Origin of the sequence: Serratia sp. PF-27 (assembly GCF_030053255.1) — a bacterium.
Lineage (GTDB): Bacteria > Pseudomonadota > Gammaproteobacteria > Enterobacterales > Enterobacteriaceae > Serratia > Serratia bockelmannii.
Genome location: NZ_JASGBT010000020.1, coordinates 337041 through 361402 on the forward strand (window position 1 = coordinate 337041; position 24362 = coordinate 361402).

General features: G+C 61.9%; 23 protein-coding genes. 14 read left to right on the top strand and 9 right to left on the bottom strand.

Translation table 11 applies throughout. The features are described from left to right. Positions 1-16: 16 nt before the first annotated feature. The 3 genes from pbpG to QMZ29_RS14650 all read right to left on the bottom strand — a co-directional run bounded on the left by pbpG (position 17) and on the right by QMZ29_RS14650 (position 3191). Positions 17-946, bottom strand: a complete 930-nt coding sequence (pbpG, locus tag QMZ29_RS14640; protein ID WP_025301951.1) for a D-alanyl-D-alanine endopeptidase — start codon at positions 944-946, stop codon at positions 17-19. A gap of 151 nt (positions 947-1097) precedes the next feature. Then, complete coding sequence (locus tag QMZ29_RS14645; RefSeq protein ID WP_147822932.1) at positions 1098-2201, bottom strand: adenosylhomocysteinase; 1104 nt, start codon at positions 2199-2201, stop codon at positions 1098-1100. Positions 2202-2246: 45 nt separating this feature from the next. Then, positions 2247-3191: a GlxA family transcriptional regulator gene (locus tag QMZ29_RS14650; RefSeq protein WP_141970252.1), complete on the bottom strand. Its 945-nt coding sequence runs from the start codon at positions 3189-3191 to the stop codon at positions 2247-2249. A gap of 91 nt (positions 3192-3282) precedes the next feature. Here QMZ29_RS14650 and QMZ29_RS14655 point away from each other — a divergent pair, with 91 nt between their 5' ends. Continuing rightward, positions 3283-3960 (top strand): DJ-1/PfpI family protein, encoded by a 678-nt coding sequence (locus tag QMZ29_RS14655; RefSeq protein ID WP_261424247.1) that lies wholly within the window; start codon positions 3283-3285, stop codon positions 3958-3960. A gap of 50 nt (positions 3961-4010) precedes the next feature. Further along, positions 4011-4574 carry a DedA family protein gene (locus QMZ29_RS14660; RefSeq protein WP_202669116.1) on the top strand — a complete coding sequence of 188 codons (564 nt, stop codon included), beginning with the start codon at positions 4011-4013 and terminating at the stop codon, positions 4572-4574. Positions 4575-4590: 16 nt separating this feature from the next. Here QMZ29_RS14660 and QMZ29_RS14665 read toward each other — a convergent pair whose 3' ends face one another. After that, positions 4591-5484, bottom strand: coding sequence for a LysR family transcriptional regulator (locus QMZ29_RS14665; protein ID WP_202669115.1), 894 nt, complete (start codon positions 5482-5484; stop codon positions 4591-4593). Positions 5485-5597: 113 nt separating this feature from the next. Between QMZ29_RS14665 and QMZ29_RS14670 the strand changes: the two genes are divergently transcribed. Then, complete coding sequence (locus QMZ29_RS14670; protein ID WP_141970261.1) at positions 5598-6035, top strand: PACE efflux transporter; 438 nt, start codon at positions 5598-5600, stop codon at positions 6033-6035. A 437-nt stretch (positions 6036-6472) separates the two neighbouring features. Continuing rightward, on the top strand, positions 6473-7939 hold the full coding sequence (ansP, locus tag QMZ29_RS14675) for an L-asparagine permease (RefSeq protein ID WP_025301945.1): 1467 nt from the start codon (positions 6473-6475) through the stop codon (positions 7937-7939). A gap of 37 nt (positions 7940-7976) precedes the next feature. Here the strand turns inward: ansP and QMZ29_RS14680 are convergent, their stop codons facing one another. After that, positions 7977-8756 (bottom strand): HalD/BesD family halogenase, encoded by a 780-nt coding sequence (locus QMZ29_RS14680; RefSeq protein WP_060432627.1) that lies wholly within the window; start codon positions 8754-8756, stop codon positions 7977-7979. A 116-nt stretch (positions 8757-8872) separates the two neighbouring features. Here QMZ29_RS14680 and QMZ29_RS14685 point away from each other — a divergent pair, with 116 nt between their 5' ends. Next, positions 8873-9769, top strand: a complete 897-nt coding sequence (locus tag QMZ29_RS14685) for a LysR substrate-binding domain-containing protein (RefSeq protein WP_261424251.1) — start codon at positions 8873-8875, stop codon at positions 9767-9769. On the opposite strand, the gene QMZ29_RS14690 is transcribed toward QMZ29_RS14685, so the two are convergent. Continuing rightward, positions 9754-10506 (bottom strand): SDR family NAD(P)-dependent oxidoreductase, encoded by a 753-nt coding sequence (locus tag QMZ29_RS14690; protein WP_060447604.1) that lies wholly within the window; start codon positions 10504-10506, stop codon positions 9754-9756. The two genes, QMZ29_RS14685 and QMZ29_RS14690, sit on opposite strands and share 16 nt — an antisense overlap. A gap of 151 nt (positions 10507-10657) precedes the next feature. Here QMZ29_RS14690 and QMZ29_RS14695 point away from each other — a divergent pair, with 151 nt between their 5' ends. From QMZ29_RS14695 to QMZ29_RS14730, 8 genes are all read left to right on the top strand, one after another. Further along, positions 10658-11422 (top strand): arylamine N-acetyltransferase family protein, encoded by a 765-nt coding sequence (locus QMZ29_RS14695; RefSeq protein ID WP_261424254.1) that lies wholly within the window; start codon positions 10658-10660, stop codon positions 11420-11422. Between the two features lie 122 nt (positions 11423-11544). Further along, positions 11545-12174 (top strand): response regulator transcription factor, encoded by a 630-nt coding sequence (locus QMZ29_RS14700; RefSeq protein WP_049203928.1) that lies wholly within the window; start codon positions 11545-11547, stop codon positions 12172-12174. Continuing rightward, positions 12174-13715, top strand: coding sequence for an MASE1 domain-containing sensor histidine kinase (locus tag QMZ29_RS14705; RefSeq protein ID WP_060432624.1), 1542 nt, complete (start codon positions 12174-12176; stop codon positions 13713-13715). Before QMZ29_RS14700 ends, QMZ29_RS14705 begins: the two co-directional genes overlap by 1 nt. A 60-nt stretch (positions 13716-13775) precedes the next feature. After that, positions 13776-15104 (top strand): MFS transporter family glucose-6-phosphate receptor UhpC, encoded by a 1329-nt coding sequence (gene uhpC, locus QMZ29_RS14710; protein WP_227257841.1) that lies wholly within the window; start codon positions 13776-13778, stop codon positions 15102-15104. After that, positions 15101-16132, top strand: coding sequence for an ABC transporter substrate-binding protein (locus tag QMZ29_RS14715; RefSeq protein ID WP_043136733.1), 1032 nt, complete (start codon positions 15101-15103; stop codon positions 16130-16132). Before uhpC ends, QMZ29_RS14715 begins: the two co-directional genes overlap by 4 nt. A gap of 67 nt (positions 16133-16199) precedes the next feature. Then, positions 16200-18278, top strand: a complete 2079-nt coding sequence (locus QMZ29_RS14720) for an ABC transporter permease (RefSeq protein ID WP_147822925.1) — start codon at positions 16200-16202, stop codon at positions 18276-18278. Between the two features lie 11 nt (positions 18279-18289). Beyond that, entirely contained in the window at positions 18290-19336 is a 1047-nt protein-coding gene (gene fbpC, locus QMZ29_RS14725; RefSeq protein ID WP_025301935.1) for a ferric ABC transporter ATP-binding protein, read from the top strand. Positions 19337-19583: 247 nt separating this feature from the next. Beyond that, positions 19584-19850: a hypothetical protein gene (locus QMZ29_RS14730; protein WP_004939738.1), complete on the top strand. Its 267-nt coding sequence runs from the start codon at positions 19584-19586 to the stop codon at positions 19848-19850. A gap of 41 nt (positions 19851-19891) precedes the next feature. On the opposite strand, the gene dusC is transcribed toward QMZ29_RS14730, so the two are convergent. The 3 genes from dusC to rhlE all read right to left on the bottom strand — a co-directional run bounded on the left by dusC (position 19892) and on the right by rhlE (position 23356). Then, entirely contained in the window at positions 19892-20824 is a 933-nt protein-coding gene (dusC, locus tag QMZ29_RS14735; protein WP_025301934.1) for a tRNA dihydrouridine(16) synthase DusC, read from the bottom strand. A gap of 84 nt (positions 20825-20908) precedes the next feature. Then, complete coding sequence (locus QMZ29_RS14740) at positions 20909-21868, bottom strand: D-2-hydroxyacid dehydrogenase family protein (protein ID WP_060432621.1); 960 nt, start codon at positions 21866-21868, stop codon at positions 20909-20911. Between the two features lie 114 nt (positions 21869-21982). Continuing rightward, positions 21983-23356 (bottom strand): ATP-dependent RNA helicase RhlE, encoded by a 1374-nt coding sequence (gene rhlE / locus QMZ29_RS14745; RefSeq protein WP_060432620.1) that lies wholly within the window; start codon positions 23354-23356, stop codon positions 21983-21985. Between the two features lie 297 nt (positions 23357-23653). Between rhlE and QMZ29_RS14750 the strand changes: the two genes are divergently transcribed. Beyond that, on the top strand, positions 23654-24352 hold the full coding sequence (locus QMZ29_RS14750; RefSeq protein WP_060432619.1) for a CerR family C-terminal domain-containing protein: 699 nt from the start codon (positions 23654-23656) through the stop codon (positions 24350-24352). Positions 24353-24362 lie beyond the last annotated feature (10 nt).

The following is a 24362-nucleotide window of genomic DNA, read 5'->3' on the forward strand; positions in this document are numbered from 1 at the left end:
CAGGCCGCCAGGCGGGTCATTCGGTGGCGTTTTTCGCCAAGCTGGCGTCTTTTTGGCGACGATAGTCGCGGGCGGCGGCCGGGATCGGCGTCACCTTGCCGGTTTCGATCCAGCTGCGCAGCCGGTTGGCGTCGGCGAAGTGGGTATATTTGCCGAAGGCGTCCAGCACCACCAGCGACACCGAGCGGTTACCGATCATGGTGCGCATCGCCAGGCAGTGGCCCGCCTGGTTGGTGAAGCCGGTCTTGGTCAGCTGGATGTTCCATTTCGGGTTGTACACCAGGTGGTTGGTGTTGCGGAACGGCAGCGTGTAGTTCGGGTCTTTGAAGCTGGCCATGCGCTCGGTGGTGGTGCTGAGCTGGCCGATCAACGGGTATTGTTTGGTGGCGATCAGCAGCTTGGTCAGATCGCGCGCCGTCGACACGTTATGAATAGAGAGCCCGGTCGGTTCCACATAATGGGTATTGGTCATGCCGAGCGCCCTGGCCTTGGCGTTCATCGCTTTGATGAAGGCGTTGTAGCCCCCTGGATAGTGGTGCGCCAGGCTGGCGGCCGCGCGGTTTTCCGACGACATCAGCGCGAGCAGCAGCATGTCCTTGCGGCTGATTTCGCTGTTCAGCCGTACCCGCGAATACACCCCTTTCATCTCCGGCGTCTGGTGGATGTCCACTGACAGCATCTCGTCGAGCGGCAGGTGCGCGTCCAGCGTGACCATGGCGGTCATCAGCTTGGTGATCGAGGCGATCGGCACCACTTCATCCGGGTTGCGCGCGTACATCACCTTATGGGTTTGCATATCGACAACCATCGCGCTGCCGGAGGCCAGCTCCGGCTGGGTGGCGTGTACGGCGGCGGCGTTGTCGCTGGCCAGCGCGCGCGGCGCAAAGCCTGCGCCCGCCTGCAAAGCGAGCAGGGTCAGAACCAAAACACGTATTTTCACAGGCATTACTCTGAAATGGGGGCTTGAACTCAGCGAATTATATGTGAGGGTTCAGCGCTTGGCACTGGGATTGTATGGCGGATTTGTGACAAATTCTGTCGGCCGAAAAACGACGCAGCCCGCGGGCGCTCTGGGATGAACGCCCGCGTAGAAAAAGTTACAGCGCCGGCTGCCAGGCCGACTGAGGCAGCAGGTACAGCCCCGGCGTTTGCCGCGCCCCGGCGCCGACGATATGGCCGATGCCGGCCGCCATCACCGCCAGCGTCACGTCGAAGGCGTTGAGGCTGTCGCCATAGCCGGCGGTCAGGTTGAACATCGAGCCATTGGCCAGCAAATAGACCGTCTTTTCATTCAGTTGGTAAGCGTTCACATAAGGCATCGGCTCGTGGTGCGGCAAGCCCTTGAGGAAGCCGACGTCGATCTCTTCCGCCACGTGGCCGACGTTGAGGATAAACACGCCGTCCTGCGCCTGTTGCAGATGCTGCGCCGAGAGCACGTTTTTCGCGCCGGTCGCGGTGGCGATCACGTCCGCCTGCGCGATCGCGCTCGCCAGATCCACCACCTGCCAGCCGTCATAACGCGCCTGCAGCGCGCGCGCCGGATCGATTTCCGCCACCATCACCTGGCCGCCGTAGGCCCTGGCCGCCGCTGCCGTCCCCTGCCCGACCAGGCCGTAACCGATCACCAGCACGCGCTTCTCGTGCAGCGTCAAATGGGTGGTCTGGAAGAAGGTATGCCAGGCGGTCAGCCCAACCATATGCCGATTGTGCAACCCCTCTTTCACCGGCAGATCGTCCCAGTTGAAGATCGGGTAGCGCGGCGCCACGCCGTTTAACCGGCTGATGCCCGATCCGGTGGCCTCCAACCCGGCGACGATCTGTGGGCCGCTCGGCGACTGGTGCAGACGGGTGGTCAGATCCGCCCCCATTTCGCACAGATGGGTCGGCTGCCAGGCCAGCGCGCGATCGAAAGATTCCGACCATTCGCCGACGCTCATGTCACGCCAGGCGTAAGCCTGCGCGCCGCGCCGTTCCAGCCAGGCCACTACGTCGTTCTGTACCGTGGTGGGATTACAGGTGGTCAGGAAGATCGCCGCGCCCTTGTCCAGCAGGCCGGCCACCAGCGGCGCCATTTTCAGATCCAGGTGCATATTGCACGCCAGCCGCACCCCGTGCAGGTCCGGCAACGCTGCCACCGCCGCCCGGGTGCGCGGCATATGGCGCGTCGCCCAGCTCAATTCGCTCTCAAAATCCTGATACATCCGTTGCTCCTCTGGTGTGCCCCGCCGCCAGGCGTGGCAAAAAAATTATCCCGCGCGGCCGAGCCGGCGGATCGCCTGCGGCGACAGGCCAAATACGCGGATAAACGCCCGCCTCATGCGCTCCGGATCGCTGAACCCCACCAAGCGGGCGATCGCCTCCAGCGGCTCGGCGCTCTCTTCGATGCGCACCCTGGCCGCCTCCACCCGCAGCTGCTCGATGACCTTGGCCGGCGTCTGCCCGGTTTCGGCACGGAACAGCCGACCGAACTGCCGCTCGCTCAGGCAGGCGGCGTCGGCCAGATCCGCCACCGACAGCGGCAGATGTAAGTGTTCGCGCGCGTACGACAGCGCGGCGCGCATGCGATCCGACGACGGATTCAACGCCAGCAGCAGCGAGTATTGCGACTGCCCACCGGGGCGCCGGTGGTAGACCACCAGCTGCCGTGCCACGCCCGCCGCCATCGTGGCGCCCAGATCGTCCTCGATCAGCGCCAACGCCAGATCGATACCGGCGCTGATGCCGGCTGACGTCCAGATATCGCCGTCACGAATGAAAATGCGGTTGCTGTCGACGCGGATACGCGGATAGCTCTGCTGCAATCGCGCCGCGTGATACCAGTGGGTGGTAGCGCGCCTGCCGTCCAGTAAACCGCAGGCTGCCAGAATAAACGCGCCGGTGCACACGCTGGCGATGCGCCGCGCGCGCCGGCTGTGGGTCGTCAGGAACGCCACCAGCGCCGGCGACTGCGCCGCCATCACGTTGCCGCTGCCGCCGGCCACCACCAGCGTATCGAAACGCTCGTCGCCGCACGGCTGCGTGGCGATCTCCACCCCGGCCGAGCTGGCGACCATCCCGCCCTGCGGCGAAATCGCCACGCAGCGGTAAGCCGGCGGATCGGTAAACTGGCTGACGTTATCGAACGCCGCCAGCGGGCCGGCAAAGTCCAGCAGGTTAAAACCGGGAAAAACCACAAAACCGATCGTTTTCATGATGGCGCTTTTTGAGGGTTATCTGTCATATCAGCCAAAAACAGGGCGGCTATTATGGCCCAGGTCCAACGATAAAAATGAGGCGAATGTCATGTCTGAACCACTCGTGATTGTATTTCCCATCTATCAAGGCGTCACCCAGCTCGACTTCACCGGCCCGCTGCAGTTTCTGCGCCACATGCCGGGCGCGGAAATCATCGTCGCTTCGGTAGACGGCGCGGATGTCGAATCGGAAGGCTTGCACTTCACCCAACTGCGCCCGCTGCCGGAGATCGCGCGCTGCGACGTGCTGTGCGTGCCGGGCGGCAGCGGCTGCACCCAGGCGCTGCAAGATGAGGCTTTTATGCAGCAGATCCGGCGGCTGGGTGCCGATGCCCGCTACCTGACTTCGGTGTGCACCGGTTCGCTGATCCTGGCCGCCGCCGGGCTATTGCAGGGTAAACGCGCCGCCTGCCACTGGTCGATGCGCGACAGCCTGAAGCTGTTCGGCGCCGTGCCAAGCTCAGCACGCGTGGAGCGCGACGGCAACGTGATCAGCGGCGGCGGCGTCACCGCCGGCATCGACTTTGCGCTGGCGCTGATCGCCGAACTGCACGGCGAAGACACAGCCCAGACGATCCAGCTTTATCTGGAATACGCCCCGGCTCCGCCGTTCACGGGCGGCACGCCGGAACTGGCCCAGCCGCACATTTACGCCAAGGTACAGGCACAAATGGCGGAAAGCCTGGCACGGCGCAGAGCGTTGGTGGCCCAGATCGCCCAAGGCTAGCGATCGGGCGTATACTTGCCCTTATGCGTCAGTCACATAAGGAGTAAGGAATGACCGATTTGGCCCACTACATTACGGACTACGGTTACTGGGCGTTGTTTATCGGCTGCCTGGCTGAGGGAGAAACCATTACGCTGCTGGGCGGCATCGCCGCCCACGAAGGGCTGCTGCACTGGCCGTGGGTGATAGCCGTGGTGGCGCTCGGCGGCACGCTGGGGGATCAGTTGCTGTACTTCACCGGCCGCCGGTTCGAAGGCCGGGTCATCGCGCGGCTCAAGGGGCAGGAAAAACGCATCGAGCGCGCCAGAAGGCTGATCGCTCGCCACCCGATGCTGTTCGTTATCGGGGTGCGCTTTATGTACGGTTTCCGCATCATCGGCCCGGTGCTGATCGGCGCCAGCCGCTTGCCGCCGTCGCGCTTTGTGCCGCTCAACCTCCTCGGCGCCATTCTGTGGGCGACAATCTTCGTCATGCTCGGCTATTTCGGCGGCCAGGCGATCGAAAGTTTCGTTACCGGCTTCGACAAAAAACTCTCCAGCCTGCTGTTTGTCGCGCTGGCGATCGCCACCATCCTGCTGGTGCGCTTCTGGTGGCGCAAACGCCACGCGGAATAAGCCAGCGCGCCTGGCATCAGCTTTCCTGCGGCGCCGCGCGCATCAGCTCGACCAGTTCGCGCGCCGCCTTGTCCAACGGGCGGTTCTTCAGCCAGATCAAATGCATCGGCAAGCGCAGCTCGTTCTTGGTATTTTTGAATTTCAGCCGCACCAGCCGCCCCTGCGCCAACAGCGGCTCGGCCAGCGACAGCGGGAAATTGCCCCACCCCAGCCCCGCCTCCACCATGTTTAGCGCCATCGGCAGGCTGTCGGTGCGCCAATACGCCTCCGCCACCTGCGGACGCAGATCGCCGATCGGCAGATCGCGGCTGGCCACCATGATCTGCCGCACGTTGACCAGATCTTCGAGAAACAGCTCACCCGCCGCGCCGTCCAGCGCCGGATGCTGCGGCGACAGCATCGCCACCAGCGATTCCGCGCCGACGAAGTGGAACTGTTCCGCGCTGTTGATGTTCAGCCCGCCGAACGCCAGACAAACGCCGACGCGCTCCTGATGCAGCATGTGCAGCACGTCGTCCTGCGGTGCGCTGAGCACTTCGATGTTCAGCAGCGGATAACGCTGCGACAGCGTTTTCACCGCCGCCAGCAGGCCGGCGCCGTTGATATCCGACGCCACGCCGATCGAAAGCCGGCTCTCCAGCCCCTGGGACAGTTCGATGGCGTGCACCTGCAGCTGCTTGAGCTGCCCGGCGATCAGGCGGGCGTGCGGCGCCAGAGCCAGTGCCAGCGCGGTCGGCGTCGGTTCACGGTGAGAACGGTCAAACAAGGCAAAACCGAGCTCCGCCTCCATGTTGGCGATGCCCATGCTGACGGCGGACGGCACGCGCCGCAACGCGCGGGCGGCGGCGGAAAACGAGCCGCGGTCGAGCACCGCCAAAAACAGTTCGATGTTGTCGCTGGAAAAATTCATCGTCCAATCTGTCAGATTAACTGACAGCTCCTGACTTTTTCTATCAATGTGATTGACGTTATCTTAGCCGCCGTCGCCACAGAGGCAACTAAAAACAGATTCGGGAGAAAACGATGCAAGGCGTCAAACGCAAACTGGTGTATGTCACCGCTTATGAAATCATCGGCATGGCGATCTCGGCGCTGGGGCTGGCGCTGCTATCGGGCCATGCGCCAAGCAGCACCGGGCCGCTGGCGGTGGTGATCACCACCATAGCGGTAAGCTGGAACTTTATTTACAACTATGTATTCGAGTGGTGGGAAAGCCGCCAGGTGTCGCGCACCCGCACGCTCAAACGCCGCATTTTGCACGCCGTCGGCTTTCAGCTGACGCTGGTGGTGTATCTGATCCCGCTGATCGCCTGGTGGATGGGCATCACGCTGTGGCAGGCGCTGCTACTGGATATGGCGCTGATCGTCATCATTCCTTGCTACACCTTCCTGTTTAACTGGGCGTTCGACAAGCTGTTCGGCCTGCCGGCTTCGGCTCTGCCGGCCGGTGAATCCGCCTAAGCCTCCCCCTCGTCCGATTCGCCTGCGCACGCTCATTACCGCGCAGGCACCATCGTTTTATTTTCCGCCCGCTTTCCCCCCTCACGCGAAATAACCTCAAAATCCATTTAATTTGCGCGGTAATTATTATTCTGTGATTTCAATCACTTTTATCGTTCGATATTTCCGTGTTGATAATGAGACTCATCTTACTGAATAATATGCGCTTTTGTTTTCAGTTTAAAAAATACACACCATTGTTCACACTTTGTACGCAGGTTTTTTTGCCACATTTATCGGGAAACGGTAGCATGCCACGCCGTTATTTAACGGCGGCTGTATACACAATAAACAGCGGAATGATGCCACGACCTCATTCTCATTACGATTGCTGATGGCAATCGTTTGCTCTGCAGCTCAGGGCGGAGTTCATCATAGACAGGTAAACAGGACGGATAATGCACTCACAAAAAAAGTCGGCGGATGACAAACACGCCGCCAGAAGACGCTGGCTAGACTCTCATGAATCCGGTTATCACAAAAGCATGGGCAACCGGCAGATCCAAATGATCGCCATCGGCGGTTCGATCGGCACCGGTTTGTTCCTCGGTACCGGCGGCCGTCTCGAACTGGCCGGGCCGGCGCTGGCGCTGGTCTATCTGGTGTGCGGGATCTTCTCTTTCTTCATCCTGCGCGCGCTGGGCGAACTGGTGCTGCATCGCCCTTCCAGCGGCAGCTTCGTTTCTTACGCCCGCGAGTTTCTCGGTGAGAAAGCCTCTTACGTCGCCGGCTGGATGTATTTCCTCAACTGGGCGATGACCGGTATCGTCGACATCACCGCAGTGGCGCTGTACATGCACTACTGGGGCACCTTTGCCGACGTGCCGCAGTGGCTGTTCGCCCTCGGCGCGCTCGGTATCGTCGCCACCATGAACATGATCGGCGTGAAGTGGTTCGCCGAGATGGAGTTCTGGTTTGCGCTGATCAAGGTCGTCGCCATCGCGCTGTTCCTGATTGTCGGCGTCGTCTTCCTCGGCACCGGCACCCCGGTCGCCGGCCACACCACCGGCATGCACCTGATCACCGAAAACGGCGGCATGTTCCCGCACGGCCTGCTGCCGGCGCTGGTGCTGGTGCAAGGGGTGATCTTCGCCTTCGCCGGCATCGAGCTTATCGGCACCGCCGCCGGCGAGTGTAAAGATCCGGCTAAAATGATGCCCAAAGCGATCAACAGCGTGATCTGGCGTATCGGTCTGTTCTACGTCGGCTCCGTGGTGCTGCTAGTGCTGCTGCTGCCGTGGAACGCCTATCAGGCCGGCCAAAGCCCGTTCGTGACCTTCTTCAGCAAGCTGGGCGTGCCTTACATCGGCACCATCATGAACATCGTGGTGTTGACCGCCGCGCTGTCCAGCCTCAACTCCGGCCTCTATTCCACCGGCCGCATCCTGCGTTCACTGGCGATGGGCGGCTCCGCGCCGAAGCTGATGGCTAAAATGAGCAGCCAGCAGGTGCCTTACGCCGGCATCCTGGTTACCTGCGGCATCTACGTGATCGGCGTGGTGCTCAACTACCTGGTGCCGTCGCGGGTTTTCGAGATCGTGCTAAACATCGCTTCGCTGGGCATCATCGCCTCCTGGGCGTTTATCATCGTTTGCCAGATGCGCCTGCGCAAAGCCGTGCGCGAAGGCCGTGCGCAGCCGGTATCGTTCAGAATGCCGGGCGCGCCGTTCACCTCCTGGCTGACGCTGGCGTTCCTGCTGGTCGTCGTGGTGATGATGGCGTTCGATTACCCGAACGGCACCTGGACCATCGCCACCATTCCGGTGCTGGCGGTGCTGCTGACGCTGGGCTGGTTCGGCCTGCGCAAGCGCGCGCAGGAAGTGAAGCGGGAGCAGCAGGCTCACGAAGAGCAGAACCCGCACTGAATCGACAAACCGCCCTCCGGGGCGGTTTTTTTATCCGCTATAACCGGCCGTAAAACGTCATTCTGGCGCTTTCCGACAGCATGACATCCGGCTGCGCATTGTAGGCCAACACCACCAGCATGCGCGTGGTGTCGCCTTCGGTCGGCGTCACCCGGTGCATGGCGTTGCGCCCGCGAAACAGCACTAAATCCCCCTCCTCCATCGCCAGCTGTTTGACCGCCCGCTCACCGTCCAGCACCTGCGTGACCCCGGCATAGTTCATCTCGCCGCGGTCGGCGTCGCGCAGGTTCTCCACGTATTCGAAACGGCCGCCCCCCTGCGGTTTCTGGATCAGCAGCGTGATGGCGAACGAGGAGTTGTCAAAATGCCAGCCCAGCTCCTGACCGGTGTGGGCGTAATGCAGGTTGATCGACGACAGCCGATCGGCGTAGGGATACAGCTGCGCCTCATCCAACACCGCGCAGAGAAACTCGCGAAACGCCGGAGCATCGTACAGCGCACGCAGCGGCGACTGCGATGGGATATCCTCGTCGGTAATGCAGCCCTTGGATGACACCACCAGCCGGTTGCGCGCATGGTCGGCCGGCAGCGCGTCGTCCTGCGGCCGTAGATACACGTTGTGTTTGCTGCTGGCGTAAAACGCCGCGTGGTGCTGTTCGGCACCTTCCAGCCTTACCGTCGCCAGCGCGGCGGGGCGCAGAAATCCCGGCAGCACCAGCGCGCCGGCGCGCGCCAGCGTTTGCCTGCAACGGGCGCGGAATGCGGCGTCGTCGATGGGATGGACGGACAGATCGATAATATCGGCAAGTTGCGGCATGACGTTCCCCTCGTGTGCGATAGCCGGATGCTTCTCACTGTAGCGAATGGCGCATTGCCGCCATAACAAAAATACGTTATGGATAAGCTAACGAATTCTTAGCGATAGTCCTGCCCATGCCGCCACCGTCCCGTGCTCGCCTGCCCAAGCTGAGCGCCATTCTGGCGTTCGAAACCGCCGCTCGCACCGGCAGCCTGGCCCGTGCGGCGGATGTGCTGGCGCTGACCGCCGCCGCCGTCAGCCAGCAAATCCGCCAGCTCGAACAGCATCTGGGCATCACGCTGTTCATTCGCGCCAAAAGCGGCGTCACGCTGACCGAACAGGGCGCGGACTACCTGGCCTACGTGCAGGAGGCGTTCGAAACGCTGCGCGTGGCGCAGCAGCACGTCGAACGCCAGCGCGGCAAACAGGCGCTGACGGTGTTCGCCCTGCCGGCGCTGGCGTCTAAATGGCTGAATCCGGCGCTGGGCGACTGGCTGGCGCAGTGCCCCGACGGCGATTTGCGGCTGCACGCCACCCATGCGGCGGTCGATTTCGCCCATTCGGCGGCGGATTTCGCCCTGTGCTTCGGCGATCAGGATTACCCGCTGCTGGAAAAGGTGCAGCTGTTTCAGGATTGGGTGCAGCCGGTGTGCAGCCCGGCGCTGCGCGAGTGCGGCGACTGGACGCAGCTGCCGCTGATCCACGTCGACTGGGGCAAGGAGAGCCAGTTTTTGCCGGGCTGGCACGAGTGGTTCACCGCCGCCGATCGGCCGCCGCCGCCGCGGCGCGGGCTAACCTATAACCTGACCTCGCTGGCCATCGACGCCGCCGTGCAAGGGCGCGGGGTGCTGCTCGGCCAGCGGCGGCTGATCGCCCGTGAACTGGCGGAAGGCCAGCTGGTCACCCTGGCCGAACCGGCGCTGCGGCTCAGCAAACCCTACTACGTAGTTTACCCGCCGCGCACGCTGGAAAAACCCGGCGCAGCGGCGTTTCTCCGTTGGCTGCAGGCGCTGGCTCAGCGCGCGGTATAACCGCCGTCGATGCTGTAAAACGCGCCGGTGGTGAAACTGCTGTCGTCCGAAAGCAGGAAAGCCACCGTTTTCGCCACCTCTTCCCGCGTCGCCATCCTCCCCATCGGGTGCGAAGCGGCCATCTGCGCCCGCGCCGACGCTGGCAGTTTCCCCATCGCTGGCGTATCCACATAGCCCGGCCCGACGGCATTAACGCGCACGCCGCGCGTGGCGAATTCCAGCGCCGCCGAGCGTGTCAGGCCCAGCACGCCATGCTTGGCGGCGGTATAAGGTGCGATCCCGGCAATGCCCACCACGCCGTTGGCGGAAGAGAGGTTCACCACCGCCCCGCCGCCGCCGGCGACGATCGCCGGCAGGCCGTACTTCATGCCGAAAAACGTGCCGCTCAGGCAGGTGGCGATCACCTCGTGCCAATCGTCGACCGCGTACCGATCGATATCCACCTCGTGCGGGCCGGTGATCCCGGCGTTGTTGACCAGTAGATGCAGCGCGCCGCAGCGCCGCACGATCTCTTCAATACCCTGCCGCACCGACGGCGCATCGCGCACGTCCATCCGCAACGTCATCACCCGTCGGCCGTCGGGATCGAGCCGCGCGGCGGCGGCGGCGAGAGGCACTGCGTGGCGGCCGGTCATCACCACCGTGGCGCCGCGCCGAAACAGCTCGCCGGCGATCGCTTCGCCAATGCCGGTGGACGCGCCGGTCACCAGCGCCACCCGATGTTTGAAATCTTGCATAGCCGTTCTCCTGCAACGTTGAACTCAGGGGAACAGGCTAGCGCCGGCAAGTGACAGTTTGCGGCAGCAGCGACAGCGCAGCACGTAATGCGCTCACAAACGCCGCAAAGCCCGCTATTTTATGCCTACTTTTTCTCATGCGAGACACCCTGTGGATACCCAACGCTACCTGCAGCATATCGGCTTTGCCGGCACCGCCCGCCCTGACCTCCCCACGTTGCAACAGCTGCACCATCGCCACATGCTGAGCGTCCCGTTCGAGAACCTGAGCATTATTTATCATCAGGGCATTCAGCTGGCGCCCGAAACGCTGTTCAGCAAGGTGGTCGAGCGTAACCGCGGCGGTTTCTGCTATGAGCTGAACACGCTGTTCGCCCTGCTGCTGCGGGAGATCGGTTTCAAGGTGAGCTTCATCTCCGGCGAGATCCGCGCGCGCGACGGCCATTTCGGCCCGCCCTACGACCATCTGGCGCTGCGGGTGGATCTGGCGGGCCAGGCCTGGCTGGTGGATGTCGGTTTCGGCGATTCCTTCCTGACGCCGCTCAAAATCGTCGCCGCCGAGCCGCAACCGCAGGCCAGCGGCACCTTCCACCTGGAGCAGGAAGGTGAGTATTACCTGCTGGAGCGCCGCAACGGCGACCAACGCTCGCATGCCAAAACCCTGTATCGCTTTACCGTTCAGCCGCGTGAATTGCCTGAGTTCGACGAGATGTGCCACTTCCACAGCACTTCGCCGCAGTCGCATTTCACCCAACGCCTGGTGTGCTCACGGCCGACGGAGCACGGCCGGGTGACCCTCAGCGACATGAAGCTGATCGTGACCGAAGATCACCAGCGCCACGAAACGACGCTGCATTCGGAAGAGGAACGCCGCGCCGCGCTGTGGCAGCATTTCGCCATCGATTTGGATCGTTGACGACGCCGGTGGCGCCCTTTTATTACGATTCTGTTACATCGATTGCATAACCGCGCTTGGCTGATTGCCAGCACCGCGGCGGCAGGCATCATAGGGTCATGATTCGGCAACAGAGTGCGAAAATGATCCGTGTGATACTGGTGGATGACCATGTGGTGGTGCGCTCCGGCTTTGCGCAATTGCTCAGCCTCGAGGACGATATCGACGTGGTGGGGCAATACAGCAGCGCGGCGGCGGCCTGGCCGGCATTGCTGCGCGACGACGTCAGCGTCGCGGTGATGGACATCGCCATGCCGGATGAAAACGGCCTGAGCCTGTTGAAACGCCTGCGGGCGCAGAAGCCGCAGTTCCGCGCAATCATCCTCAGCATCTATGACTCACCCACCTTCGTGCAGAGTGCGCTGGACGCCGGCGCCAGCGGCTATCTGACCAAACGCTGCGGGCCGGAAGAACTGGTGCAGGCGGTGCGCTCCGTCGAGATGGGCGGCCATTACCTGTGCGCCGACGCGCTGCGGGCGCTGCGCGGCGGCGAGCAGCCGGCCACGGCGCTGGAAGTGCTGACCCCGCGCGAGCGTGAAATATTCGATCTGCTGGTCAGAGGTGATAGCGTAAAGGAGATCGCTTTCAAGCTCGATCTCAGCCATAAAACGGTACACGTACATCGCGCCAACGTCCTGGGCAAGCTGCAGTGCAACAGCACCATTGAGCTGGTGCATTTCGCCCTCGAACATCAGCTGCTGGCGGGGCATTGATGTCACTCCGCTCACGGCGCTGGGTTATCTCGCTGTTTATCCTGTTGGCCTGGGGCAGTGGCTGGCTGATGCTGTGGACGCTCGGCTTCTATCTGACCCACAACGGCAATCAGGCAGCGCTGTTTCTGTCTCACGGCGTCTATCTCGCGCTGCTGATCTTGCTGGCGCGCAGCTATTGGCCCGCTCTGATAATACCGCCGGTGCTGCTGCTGTTCTGGCTGCACGGCGAACGCCTGCTGAGCGGCTACGGCCTGCTGGCCGCGCCGTTCATCACCCTGCTCCCGGCCGCGCTCGCGCAGCGATTCTGGCGCCGTTTTCCGCTCTACTGGCAGCGGCTGACGCTGCTGCTGGCTACCGTGACCGCCGCCTCGCTGCTCAATACCGCCCTGCTGTCGCCTTTCGCGCACAGCCCGGCGATGTTGCTCGGCCTGGCGTCGTTTACCGGCGGCGTTTTGCTGACCCCGTTCGTCTACCTGATCTTTGAATTTCTGCGCCAACAGCACCGTTACCACCTGCTGGGGCTGGACACCACCAATCCGCCGCTGCGCGCCTCCTTAATCATCTGGTGCAGCCTGTTTTTCGTTATCGGCATCGGTACGCAGATGGTGCTATCGCCGGAAATCGAGCGCCTGCTGCTGATCGTGGTGTTTTTGCCGAACGTGGTGATGGCGTGGAAGTTCGGTTGGCAGGGCGGCGTGTTGTCCGGCCTGCTCGGCAGCATGATGATCACCCTCGCCCGGCAGGTCGGCGTGGGGTTCGGCAATCTGGTCGAGCTGGAAATCTTTCTGGCGACGCAGGCGCTGCTCGGCATCGGCCTGGGCATCGCCATCAGCCGCCAGCAACACCTGGCGCAAAACCTGCACCATTATCGCCGACGCCTGGAAGAAGAGCTGGCGGCGCGGCGGGCGCTGACCGAAAAACTGATCCACACCGAAGAAGACACGCGAAAAAACCTGGCGCGCGAGCTGCACGATGAAATCGGCCAGAACATCACCGCGATTCAAATCCAGTCGCAGCTGGTCAAGCGGGCGCGCGATCCGGCGCAAACCCAGGCCGCCGCGAACCAGATAGCCGATCTCGCCCGGCGCATTCATCACTCCACGCGCCAGCTGCTGCGCCAGCTTCGCCCGCCCGCGCTGGACGAGCTGGCGTTCAAAGACGCGCTTCACCACCTGCTGAATGAATTCGCCTTTAGCGAACGGGGCATCCGTTGCCATTTCGACTACCGACTCATCGACACGCCCGCCGGCGAGACGGTGCGCTTCACCCTCTACCGGCTGCTGCAAGAGCTGCTCAACAACGTGTGCAAACACGCCGAAGCCAGCGAAGTCGCCATCGTCTTGTATCAACAGGGTGAGCTTTTGCACCTCGAGGTGCGGGACAACGGCATCGGCATCCGTGCGGACAAGGAGCCTGGCTTCGGCATTCAGGGGATGCGCGAACGGGTCAGCGCACTCGGCGGCGAACTGACGCTGGAAACGCAGCGCGGCACCCGGGTAATTGTTAACCTGCCCACAAATTTGCAACAAACCGCCGACTAACTAGGAAAAAGTCTTAGCCACTCCGGACTTTCTCTCATCCCCTTTCCCTTTCACCTTCTTATAGTCAGCACCAGGGAGGCGGCTATGCAAGCACGCTCGGCATCTGAAATCGATCATCGTTACCGCGCGCTGCGCCCGCGACTGCTGCTGTATATGGTCATCGGGTACGCCGCCTTTTACCTGACGCGCAAAAGCGTGAATTACGTGCTGCCGGCGCTGCAAACGGATTTGGGGCTGGATAAAGGGGACATTGGCCTGCTCGGCTCGCTGTTTTATCTGAGCTACGGCCTGTCGAAATTCGCCGCCGGGTTGTGGCACGACGGCCATGGGCAGCGCGGGTTTATGGGGATCGGCCTGTTCGCCACCGGTTTGCTGAACGTGGCGTTCGCCTTCGGCGAATCGCTGACGCTGCTGCTGGCGGTCTGGGCGCTGAACGGCTTCTTTCAGGGCTGGGGCTGGCCGCCCTGCGCGCGGCTGCTGACCCACTGGTATTCGCGCAATGAGCGTGGCTTCTGGTGGGGCTGCTGGAATATGTCGATCAACCTCGGCGGCGCGATCGTGCCGTTGATCAGCGCCTTCGCCGCCCAGCGCTGGGGCTGGCAGGCGGCGATGTTGATCCCGGGGGCCGTCAGCATGGTACTGGGCATCTGGCTCACGCGGCAGCTGACAGGCACGCCGCAGGAAGAAGGCCTGCCGTCGGTCGGCCAGTGGCGCCACGATCCGCTGGAGCTGCGCCAGGAACAGCAAAGCCCGCCGATGGGGCTGTGGCAGATGTTGCGCACCACGATGCTGAAGAACCCGATGATCTGGCTGCTCGGCGTCTCTTACGTGCTGGTCTACCTGATCCGCATCGCGTTGAACGACTGGGGCAACCTGTGGCTGACGGAAAGCCACGGCGTCAACCTGCTCAGCGCCAATGCGACGGTGATGCTGTTCGAGATAGGCGGCCTGCTCGGTGCGCTGTTCGCCGGCTGGGGTTCGGATGTGCTGTTCGGCGGGCAGCGCGCGCCGATGATTTTGCTGTTCACGCTCGGGCTGATGGTTTCCGTCGCCGCGCTGTGGCTGGCGCCGGTGCATCACTACGCGCTGCTGGCGGGCTGTTTTTTCGCGGTGGGCTTCTTTGTCTTCGGCCCACAGATGCTGATTGGCCTCGCCGCCGTGGAATGCGGGCACAAAGGCGCCGCGGGCTCCATCACCGGCTTTCTCGGCCTGTTCGCCTATCTGGGGGCGGCGCTGGCGGGCTGGCCGCTGTCGCGGGTTATCGAAGGCTATGGCTGGTCAGGCATGTTCAGTTTGCTGTCGATCGCCGCCGTTCTTATGGGTTTATTGCTGATGCCGCTGCTGATGGCGAGCGTTACCACCTCTACCGAGAGAAGGATAAAACAATGAAAAAAACGTGGGTCACTACCCTGATAGCATCCGGCATCGCGTTGGCCACGCTGAGCGGCGCCGCGCACGCCAAGGGCCGCCTGGTGGTTTACTGCAGCGCCACCAATGAAATGTGCGAAGCGGAAACCAAAGCCTTCGGCGAGAAATATGACGTGAAAACCGCGTTTATCCGCAACGGTTCCGGCAGCACGCTGGCAAAAGTGGACGCCGAGAAGAAGAACCCGCAGGCGGACGTCTGGTACGGCGGCACGCTCGATCCGCAATCCCAGGCCGGTGAAATGGGGCTGCTGCAACCGTACAAATCGCCCAACCTCGAACAAGTCATGACGCAATTCCGCGATCCAGCCAAGCTGAAAGGCAACTACTCCTCGGCGGTCTACGTCGGCATTCTCGGCTTTGGCGTCAATACCCAGCGCCTGAAAGAGAAAAACCTGCCGGTGCCCAAGTGCTGGAAAGACCTGACCAAACCGGAATACAAAGGCGAGATTCAAATCGCCGATCCGCAAAGTTCCGGCACCGCCTACACCGCGCTGGCGACCTTTGCCCAACTGTGGGGAGACGATCAGGCGTTCGATTACCTCAAGCAGCTGAACGCCAACGTTTCGCAGTACACCAAGTCCGGCATTGCCCCGGCGCGCAACGCCGCCCGCGGTGAAACGGCGATCGGCATCGGTTTCCTGCATGACTACTCGCTCGAAAAAGAACAGGGCGCGCCGCTTGAGCTGATCTCGCCGTGTGAAGGCACCGGCTACGAAATCGGCGGCGTCAGCATCCTCAAAGGCGCGCGCAACCTCGATAACGCCAAACTGTTCGTGGACTGGGTGCTGTCGAAAGAGGCGCAGGAGCTGGCGTGGAAGAAAGGCAAATCCTATCAGATCCTGACCAACACCACCGCCGATACCTCGCCGAACTCGCTGAAGCTCGACGATCTGAAACTGATCAACTACGACATGGACAAGTACGGCTCGACCGAGGTCCGCAAGGCGCTGATCAATAAATGGGTCAGCGAAGTCAAGATGGGTAAATAAACCCACATTCTGCGCCTGTTGCCGGGTAAGCTTCACGCCTTACCCGGCCTGAACATCCGGGAAACTTATGTCACATACACATGCACTCCATCTCGTGAAAAAACGAGATGCGATATTCCTTTGGGTTTTGCTTGGCTGGCTGGCGTTCGCCCTGCTGCCGAGCTGGAGCCTGGATTACGGCCTGCTGGAATCCACCAGCGATGAAATCCTCGCGGCCTACGGCTGGTCACACCGCAATATCAGCTGGCTTTGGTGCCTGCTGCCGAGCCTGCTGCTGCTGCGTCCTTACGCTGCGGCGGGCCGTGAGCAGCGGCGTCGCCACGCGTTCGATGCCGGCTGGGCGCTGCTGTGCATGGCCTTTATCGTCGTCAGCGCCACGGTGGCGGGACGCGGCTTAGGCTACGCCACCCTGGTGCAATTGACCGCGCTGGGCGCCATCATGACGCTAGCGCTGACCCGCCTCGACTGGCTGGGCGGCGACCGTTTCGTTATCGGTGCGCTGGTCACCATCGTAGCGCTGATCGGCGTCTTCATCGTCTGGCCGAGCATCGCGATTTTCATTCCGATGTTCACCGACCAGACGGGTGCATTCGCGCCGCTGGCGTTTATGAACGTGCTGTCGCAGGCGCATATCGTTCAGGTGATCCTCAACTCCATCGCCCTGTCGATCGCGGTGGGTGCCGGCTGCACCTTCTTCGGCCTGGTGCTGGCGATTTACACCACCCGCATCGCCAAGCGCAGCGCCATTATCGGCCGCATCTTCTCCATCCTGCCCATCGTCACGCCGCCGTTCGTCGTCGGCCTGGGCGTCACGCTGATGATGGGGCGTTCCGGCTACGTCACCGAGTGGATGGTGGCCTGGTTCGGCCTGACCAACACCAACTGGCTGTACGGTTTTACCGGCATCTGGCTGGCGCAGGTGCTGGCGTTCACGCCGATGGCGTTCATGATCCTCGACGGCGCGATCAAGACCATTCATCCTTCGCTGGAAGAGGCCTCCTACACCCTGCGCGCCAGCCGTTGGCAAACCTTTAACGGCGTGTTCGTGCCGCTGCTGAAACCGGCGCTGGCCAACGCGTTTCTGATCGTGGTGGTGCAATCGCTGGCCGACTTCAGCAACCCGCTGGTGCTCGGCGGCAACTTCGACGTGCTGGCGACGCAAATCTATTTCTACATCACCGGCTCGCAGCTCGACTATCAGGCCGCCAGCACTCTCGGCGCCTTCCTGCTGCTGTTCTCGCTGCTGGTGTTCTGCATCCAGTACCTGTGGATCGGCAAGCGTTCCTACGTCACCGTGTCAGGCAAATCCTACCGCGGCGACGTACAGCCGCTGCCGGTCACGCTGGTGTGGGGCGTGATCGCGTTGCTGGCGGTGTGGGTAGCCTTTAACGCCCTGCTCTACGGCAGCATTTTCTACGGCAGCTTCACCGTCAACTGGGGGGTGGATTACACGCTGACGCTGGATAACTTCATCAAGCTGTTCGGCCAGGGCATGAGCGACGGCGCGTGGCCTTCGCTGCTCGACACGCTGCTGTACGCCGGGATCGCCGCGCCGATCACCGCCGCCTTCGGCCTGCTGATCGCCTGGATCGTGGTGCGCCAGCAGTTCAAGGGCAAAAAGACCATCGAGTTCACCACCATGCTGTGCTTTGCGGTGCCGGGCACCGTGGCGGGCGTCTCTTACATTCTCGCCTTTAACAGCGCGCCGGTGTACCTCACCGGGACGGCCGCCATCGTGATTATCTCGATGGTGATGCGCAACGTGCCGGTGGGCATTCGCGCCGGGATCGCCGGGCTGGGCCAGATAGACAAATCGCTGGACGAAGCCTCGCTCAGCCTGCGCGCCGGCTCGCTGCGCACCATCACGCACATCCTGCTGCCGCTGCTGCGCCCGGCGATCCTGTCGGCGCTGATCTACAGCTTCGTGCGCGCCATCACTACCGTCAGCGCCATCGTCTTCCTGGTCACCCCCGATACCCGCGTGGCCACCGCCTACATCCTCAACCGCGTGGAAGACGGCGAATACGGCGTGGCGATCGCCTACGGTTCAATTCTGATCGTGGTGATGCTGGCGATTATTTTCCTCTTTGACTGGCTGATCGGTGAGGCACGCATCTCCCGTTCAAAAGCCAAAAACCAGGCGTAATGGAGCCCATGATGAGCCAGAAAAATTTCGTTGAACTGCGTAACGTCTCCAAACGGTTCGGCAGCAACACGGTAATCGATAACATCACGCTCACCATCCCACGGGGGCAAATGGTGACGCTGCTCGGCCCTTCCGGCTGCGGCAAGACCACCATTTTGCGCCTGGTCGCCGGGCTGGAGAAACCGAGCGACGGGCAGATATTCATTGATGGTGAAGACGTTACCCATCGTTCCATCCAGCAGCGTGACATCTGCATGGTGTTTCAGTCTTATGCCCTGTTCCCGCATATGTCGCTGGGGGAGAACGTCGGCTATGGGCTGAAGATGCTCGGCATTCCGCGCGCCGAAGTGAAAGCGCGCGTGCAGGAAGCGCTGGCGATGGTGGATCTGGCGGGGTTCGACGATCGCTATGTCGATCAGATCTCCGGCGGCCAACAGCAGCGCGTGGCGCTGGCGCGCGCGCTGATCCTCAAGCCGAAAGTGCTGCTGTTCGACGAGCCGTTGAGCAACCTCGACGCCAACCTGCGCCGCAGCATGCGCGAAAAGATCCGCGAGTTGCAAAAGCAGTTTGATATCACTTCGCTATACGTTACCCACGATCAGAGCGAGGCTTTCGCGGTCTCCGACACCGTACTGGTGATGAATAAAGGGCATATCATGCAGATGGGCTCGCCGCAGGATCTCTATCGGCAGCCCGCTTCGCGCTTTATGGCGAGCTTTATGGGGGACGCTAACCTGTTCCCGGCCAACTTCAGCGCCGATCATGTCGATATCAGCGGCTATCGCCTGCCACGTCCTGCGCATTTTGCCGCCCAGGGCACCGGCACGGTGGGCGTGCGACCGGAGGCGATCACGTTGAGTGAGCATGGCGATGAAAGCCAGCGCTGCGTGATCCAACATGTCGCCTACATGGGGCCGCAGTATGAGGTGACGGTGGCATGGCACGGGCAGCAGATTTTGCTGCAGGTTAACGCCACCCGCCTGCAGCCGAACGTCGGCGAGCACTATTATCTGGAAATTCATCCCTACGGCATGTTTATGCTGGCGGACGCGGCATAATAAGCATCACCCTTAAGCGTTAGAATAACGGTCATTCCGTATGGAATGACCGGAAATAATTGCCAAAAAAAACCGTATTTATCTATTTTTACAATTCCGCCCAAGTCCTTGTTCAGCCGAGAAATAAATACATCCGCATTCATAAAAAAATAACCAATAAGGCCACCGAGGGTGATATTTTTATTTGGATAGGGTAAGCTTAATCCCGCACTCGAAATTATTTAACGGCCAACTCAAGGAGAAATTCATGAGCAACAATGCAAACGCACAGGCGCAGCTGGATAATTTACGCAACGTCGCTTCCCAGCTGAAGGAAATGCGCCACTATGCGCAGGCGAATACCGAGACGCTCTCCGCACACTGGCTGGCCTTCGATCAGGGGGAATGCAAAAATAAGGCGTTCGCCGAAGCCATTAACGACCTGTTGAATAAACAGGGCGCCTGCCTGGAAGGGCTGGAAAAAACCATTCAGGATATCGAGATAGAATTAAATCGTCTTGATAAAGCCGCCTGATAATACATATTTAAATAAACCCGCCGCGTGCGGGTTTATTTTTAGCTGCGGCAGATGACGCGCGCAATATCCCCTGACGTCGTCAGCGCGCGTATTTCGCTGAACAGTTCAGTTGCTTCATCATATTCTTTACGCAAATAGCCCAGCCACTGTTTGATGCGCGCCACGTGATACAGACCGGTGTCGCCCTGCTTTTCCAGATGGACGTATTTTTGCAGCAGCTCAACCACCTGCGGCCAGGGCATACGCGGTTCGTTATACTTCACCACCCGGCTCAGGTTCGGCACGTTGAGCGCGCCGCGCCCCAGCATGATGGCGTCACAGCCGGTCGCCTGCAGGCAATCCTGCGCGCTCTGGTAATCCCAGATCTCGCCGTTGGCGACAACCGGGATGCTCAGCCGCTGACGGATCTCACCGATCGCCGCCCAGTTGATGCGATCCGCCTTGTAACCGTCCTCTTTGGTGCGGCCGTGCACCGTCAGTTCGCTGGCGCCCGCCTGCTGCACCGCATCGGCGATTTCAAAGCTGCGACTGGAGGAATCCCAGCCCAGACGCACCTTCACCGTGACCGGCAGATGGGCCGGCACCGCCGCGCGCATCGCCTTGGCGCCCTGGTAGATCAATTCCGGATCTTTGAGCAGCGTCGCCCCGCCGCCGCTGCCGTTCACCAGCTTGGACGGGCAGCCGCAGTTGAGATCGACGCCGTAAGAGCCCAGCTCTACCGCACGCGCGGCGTTCTCCGCCAGCCACTGTGGGTACTGCCCCAGCAGCTGTACCCGCACCTGCGTGCCCGACGGCGTGCGGCTGGCGTGACGCAGCTCCGGGCACAGCCGGTAGAACGACTTGGCCGGCAGCAGCTGATCGACCACGCGCAAAAATTCGGTGATGCACAGATCGTAGTCGTTCACTTCGGTGAGCAACTCACGCACCAAAGAGTCGAGAACGCCCTCCATCGGAGCCAATAATACGCGCATGACCAATCCCAGCTAAAAAAAGACCCGCAATGATACGGGTGAATGCCCGCGCCAGACAAGCCTCTGCGGGCATTAAAAACGCCATCAGCCCAGCCGACGGATCGGTTGACCGGCGAGAAACGCCGCTATGTCCTCGACCGCCTCGGTGAAGTAGGCGCGATAGTTGTCGTCCGCCACGTAACCCACATGCGGCGTCGCCAGCACGTTGGGCAATTGACGGAATGCATCGTCGGCCGGCAGCGGCTCCGTCTCGAACACGTCCAGCCCGGCGCCGGCAATCTTCCGCTGTTGCAGCACGTCCACCAGCGCCACCCGATCGACGATCCCCGCGCGCGCGGTGTTGATCAGGTAAGCAGTGGGCTTCATCGCCATCAATTCGTCGCGCCCCACCAACCCGCGGCTGCGATCGCTCAGCACCAGGTGAATGGAGACAAAATCGCTCTGCTCAAACAGCGCCCGCTTGGACGGCGCCAGCAAAGCGCCCTCCTGCGCCGCCCGTTCCGCCGTCAGGTTCTGGCTCCAGGCCAGCACCCGCATGCCGAACGCCTGTGCCACCTTGGCCATTTGGCCGCCGATCTTGCCCAACCCCAGCAGCCCCAGCGTCTTGCCCTGCAGGGTGACGCCGAGATCCCGTTGCCACGGACCGTTGTTTTGCAGCCCGACGCTTTCCGGCACGATATGCTTCGCCAACCCGAGCAGCAGCGCCCAGGTCAGCTCCATCGGCGCCGCCGATCCGCTGCTGGTGCCGCATACCACCACGCCGCGCTCGGCGGCGGCGGCCAAATCGATAGACGCGTTGCGCATGCCGGAGGTGATCAGCAGCTTCAGCTTCGGTAGCCGCGCCAGCAGCGAGGCAGTCATCGGCGTGCGTTCGCGCATGATGACCAGAATGTCGCACTCCTGCAGATGCACCGCCAGCTCCGTCTCATCGGTAAAGTGCGCGCTGATGGCGGACACCTCCACCCGATCGGCCAGCGCCGACCAGTCCGCCATCTTGAGCGCCACCTGCTGGTAATCATCGAGAATTGCGCACTTCAATTTCATCTCCGTCTCCTGGAATGTAGGGTTAGCCACCGTCCAGCCTAGTACGAAAATGCCGTTCCGCCAGGCAAAAAAAAAGCCGCCCGTATCGGCGGCTTACTCTTTGAGCAATCAGGCTTATTCGGCCGGTTTGCGACTACGTGGACGACGCGAGGCCGGCGCGCCGGAACGGCGTTGACCGTCCCCCTGCGGGCGAGCGTTACCGTTGCCACGGTTTTCACGCTGGCCGCCGTTCGCGTTACCGCTGCGCTGACCGCCGCCGTTACCGGAACGCTGGCCACCGCCGTTGCCGCGCGGCGCGCCGCGTCCGCCGCCCTGGCGGCCGTTGATGATCGGCTCGGCCTTGATGGTCGGATCCGGCTCGTAGCCCGGCAGCGCAATGCGCGGAATTTCACGCTTCAGCAGACGCTCGATGTCGCGCAGCAGCTTGTGTTCATCCACGCACACCAGCGAGATGGCTTCGCCGGTACGCTCCGCGCGGCCGGTGCGGCCGATGCGGTGCACGTAGTCTTCCGGCACGTTAGGCAGCTCGTAGTTCACCACGTGCGGCAACTGGTCGATATCCAGACCGCGCGCCGCAATGTCGGTCGCCACCAGCACGCGGATGCGGCCGTCTTTAAAATCGGCCAGCGCACGGGTACGGGCACCCTGGCTCTTGTTGCCGTGGATCGCCGCAGCGGTGATGCCGTCTTTGTTCAGCTGTTCCGCCAGGTGGTTGGCGCCATGCTTGGTGCGGGTAAAGACCAGCACCTGTTTCCAGTCGCCTTCGCCGATCATCTGCGACAGCAGTTCCCGCTTACGCTTCTTGTCGACGAAGTGCACGCTCTGCTCGATCTGCTCGGACGCGGTATTGCGGCGCGCCACTTCCACCGAGGCCGGGTTATGCAGCAGTTTGTTGGCCAGCGCCTTGATGTCGTCGGAGAAGGTTGCGGAAAACAGCAGGTTCTGGCGCTTGGCCGGCAGCTTGGCCAGCACGCGACGGATGTCGTGGATAAAGCCCATGTCCAGCATGCGGTCCGCTTCGTCCAGCACCAGAATTTCGATTTTGGACAGGTCAACCGCGTTCTGATGTTCCAAATCCAGCAGACGGCCCGGCGTCGCCACCAGGATATCGACGCCGCCGCGCAGCTTCATCATCTGCGGGTTGATGCTCACGCCGCCAAACACCACCAGCGAACGCAGGCGCAGGTGTTTGCTGTAGGCCTCGACGTTTTCGCCGATCTGCGCCGCCAGCTCACGGGTTGGCGTCAGGATCAGCGCGCGCACCGGGCGACGGCCTTTGACCGGATGGTCATGCTTGCTCAGCAGCTGCAACAGCGGCAGGGTAAAACCGGCGGTTTTACCGGTGCCGGTCTGGGCGCTGGCCATCAGGTCACGACCTTCCAGCACGACAGGGATAGCCTGACGCTGGATTGGCGTCGGTTCGCGATAGCCCTGTTCTTCAACAGCGCGCACAATTTCAGCACTTAAGCCGAGGGTTTCAAATGACATAAAGAGAAAAACTCCAGATCCCCCCTAACCTAACGGTGTTCGGTGCAGTTTCCTGGGAGGATGATCAGACGGGGCATTAAGCATGACCACGAGGGATTGGCACAAACTGCAGTGCACCAGGCGCCGATTGTAACAGAAGTCGCGCAATAAAAAGCACTTTTACGCACCTAGAGCACAATCTGCCGTAAATTCAGCATTGTCTGAAGCCGATCACATAACTCATTGTGGTTAGCGGTTGCGTTTTAGACAATCTGGCATAAAGTTAATCATATGATTGATTAACTTCGAGCGTGACCCATGCCAGCTTCCGTCCCTCATCAGGCCGCCGGCCGGGCGCGCGGCGAGCAAACGCGCCGGCAACTGCTCGCCGCGGCAACCGAACTGTTCGGTGAATATGGCCTGGAAGGCGCCACCACGCGCGACATCGCCCAGCGCGCCGGCCAGAATATCGCCGCCATCACCTACTACTTCAGCTCCAAAGAGGGGCTGTACCTGGCCGTGGCGCAGTCGCTCGCCGATTTCATTCAGCAGGCGTTCGCCCCGCTGGTCGCGGAAGTCGATCGCTTCCGGCAAGAACCAGCCGCACAACGGTCATCTGACGCGGCGCTGCGCTTGTTGCAACGTGGCCTGCTGGCCTTCAGCGAGCTGATGACCCAACCGCACACGCTGAACCTGAGCAAAATCATGTCGCGCGAACAGCTCGCCCCGACCGAGGCCTATCCGCTGATCCACAGCCAGGTGATCGCGCCGATGCACGAGCGGCTGTGCCGCCTGCTGTCGGCCGCCACCGGCATCGACGAACACGCCCCCCGCCTCGTATTGCATACCCATGCGCTGATCGGCGAGGTGCTGTCGTTCCGCGTGGCGCGCGAAACTATCCGCCGTCAGGCCGGCTGGCAAGACATTGGCGAGGGCGAAGCGGCGCAAATCGCGGCGGTACTGAGCGAACATATTGAGATTCTGGTTACTGGGCTGCGCCAACGTCATGGCGCGTAAATTCAGGCAG

Coding starts and splice junctions, on each gene's coding strand:
- pbpG (WP_025301951.1), bottom strand. CDS start 946: ATGCCTGTGAAAATACGTGTTTTGGTTCTGACCCTGCTCGCTTTGCAG.
- QMZ29_RS14645 (WP_147822932.1), bottom strand. CDS start 2,201: ATGTATCAGGATTTTGAGAGCGAATTGAGCTGGGCGACGCGCCATATG.
- QMZ29_RS14650 (WP_141970252.1), bottom strand. CDS start 3,191: ATGAAAACGATCGGTTTTGTGGTTTTTCCCGGTTTTAACCTGCTGGAC.
- QMZ29_RS14655 (WP_261424247.1), top strand. CDS start 3,283: ATGTCTGAACCACTCGTGATTGTATTTCCCATCTATCAAGGCGTCACC.
- QMZ29_RS14660 (WP_202669116.1), top strand. CDS start 4,011: ATGACCGATTTGGCCCACTACATTACGGACTACGGTTACTGGGCGTTG.
- QMZ29_RS14665 (WP_202669115.1), bottom strand. CDS start 5,484: ATGAATTTTTCCAGCGACAACATCGAACTGTTTTTGGCGGTGCTCGAC.
- QMZ29_RS14670 (WP_141970261.1), top strand. CDS start 5,598: ATGCAAGGCGTCAAACGCAAACTGGTGTATGTCACCGCTTATGAAATC.
- ansP (WP_025301945.1), top strand. CDS start 6,473: ATGCACTCACAAAAAAAGTCGGCGGATGACAAACACGCCGCCAGAAGA.
- QMZ29_RS14680 (WP_060432627.1), bottom strand. CDS start 8,756: ATGCCGCAACTTGCCGATATTATCGATCTGTCCGTCCATCCCATCGAC.
- QMZ29_RS14685 (WP_261424251.1), top strand. CDS start 8,873: ATGCCGCCACCGTCCCGTGCTCGCCTGCCCAAGCTGAGCGCCATTCTG.
- QMZ29_RS14690 (WP_060447604.1), bottom strand. CDS start 10,506: ATGCAAGATTTCAAACATCGGGTGGCGCTGGTGACCGGCGCGTCCACC.
- QMZ29_RS14700 (WP_049203928.1), top strand. CDS start 11,545: ATGATCCGTGTGATACTGGTGGATGACCATGTGGTGGTGCGCTCCGGC.
- QMZ29_RS14705 (WP_060432624.1), top strand. CDS start 12,174: ATGTCACTCCGCTCACGGCGCTGGGTTATCTCGCTGTTTATCCTGTTG.
- QMZ29_RS14715 (WP_043136733.1), top strand. CDS start 15,101: ATGAAAAAAACGTGGGTCACTACCCTGATAGCATCCGGCATCGCGTTG.
- QMZ29_RS14720 (WP_147822925.1), top strand. CDS start 16,200: ATGTCACATACACATGCACTCCATCTCGTGAAAAAACGAGATGCGATA.
- fbpC (WP_025301935.1), top strand. CDS start 18,290: ATGAGCCAGAAAAATTTCGTTGAACTGCGTAACGTCTCCAAACGGTTC.
- QMZ29_RS14730 (WP_004939738.1), top strand. CDS start 19,584: ATGAGCAACAATGCAAACGCACAGGCGCAGCTGGATAATTTACGCAAC.
- dusC (WP_025301934.1), bottom strand. CDS start 20,824: ATGCGCGTATTATTGGCTCCGATGGAGGGCGTTCTCGACTCTTTGGTG.
- QMZ29_RS14740 (WP_060432621.1), bottom strand. CDS start 21,868: ATGAAATTGAAGTGCGCAATTCTCGATGATTACCAGCAGGTGGCGCTC.
- rhlE (WP_060432620.1), bottom strand. CDS start 23,356: ATGTCATTTGAAACCCTCGGCTTAAGTGCTGAAATTGTGCGCGCTGTT.
- QMZ29_RS14750 (WP_060432619.1), top strand. CDS start 23,654: ATGCCAGCTTCCGTCCCTCATCAGGCCGCCGGCCGGGCGCGCGGCGAG.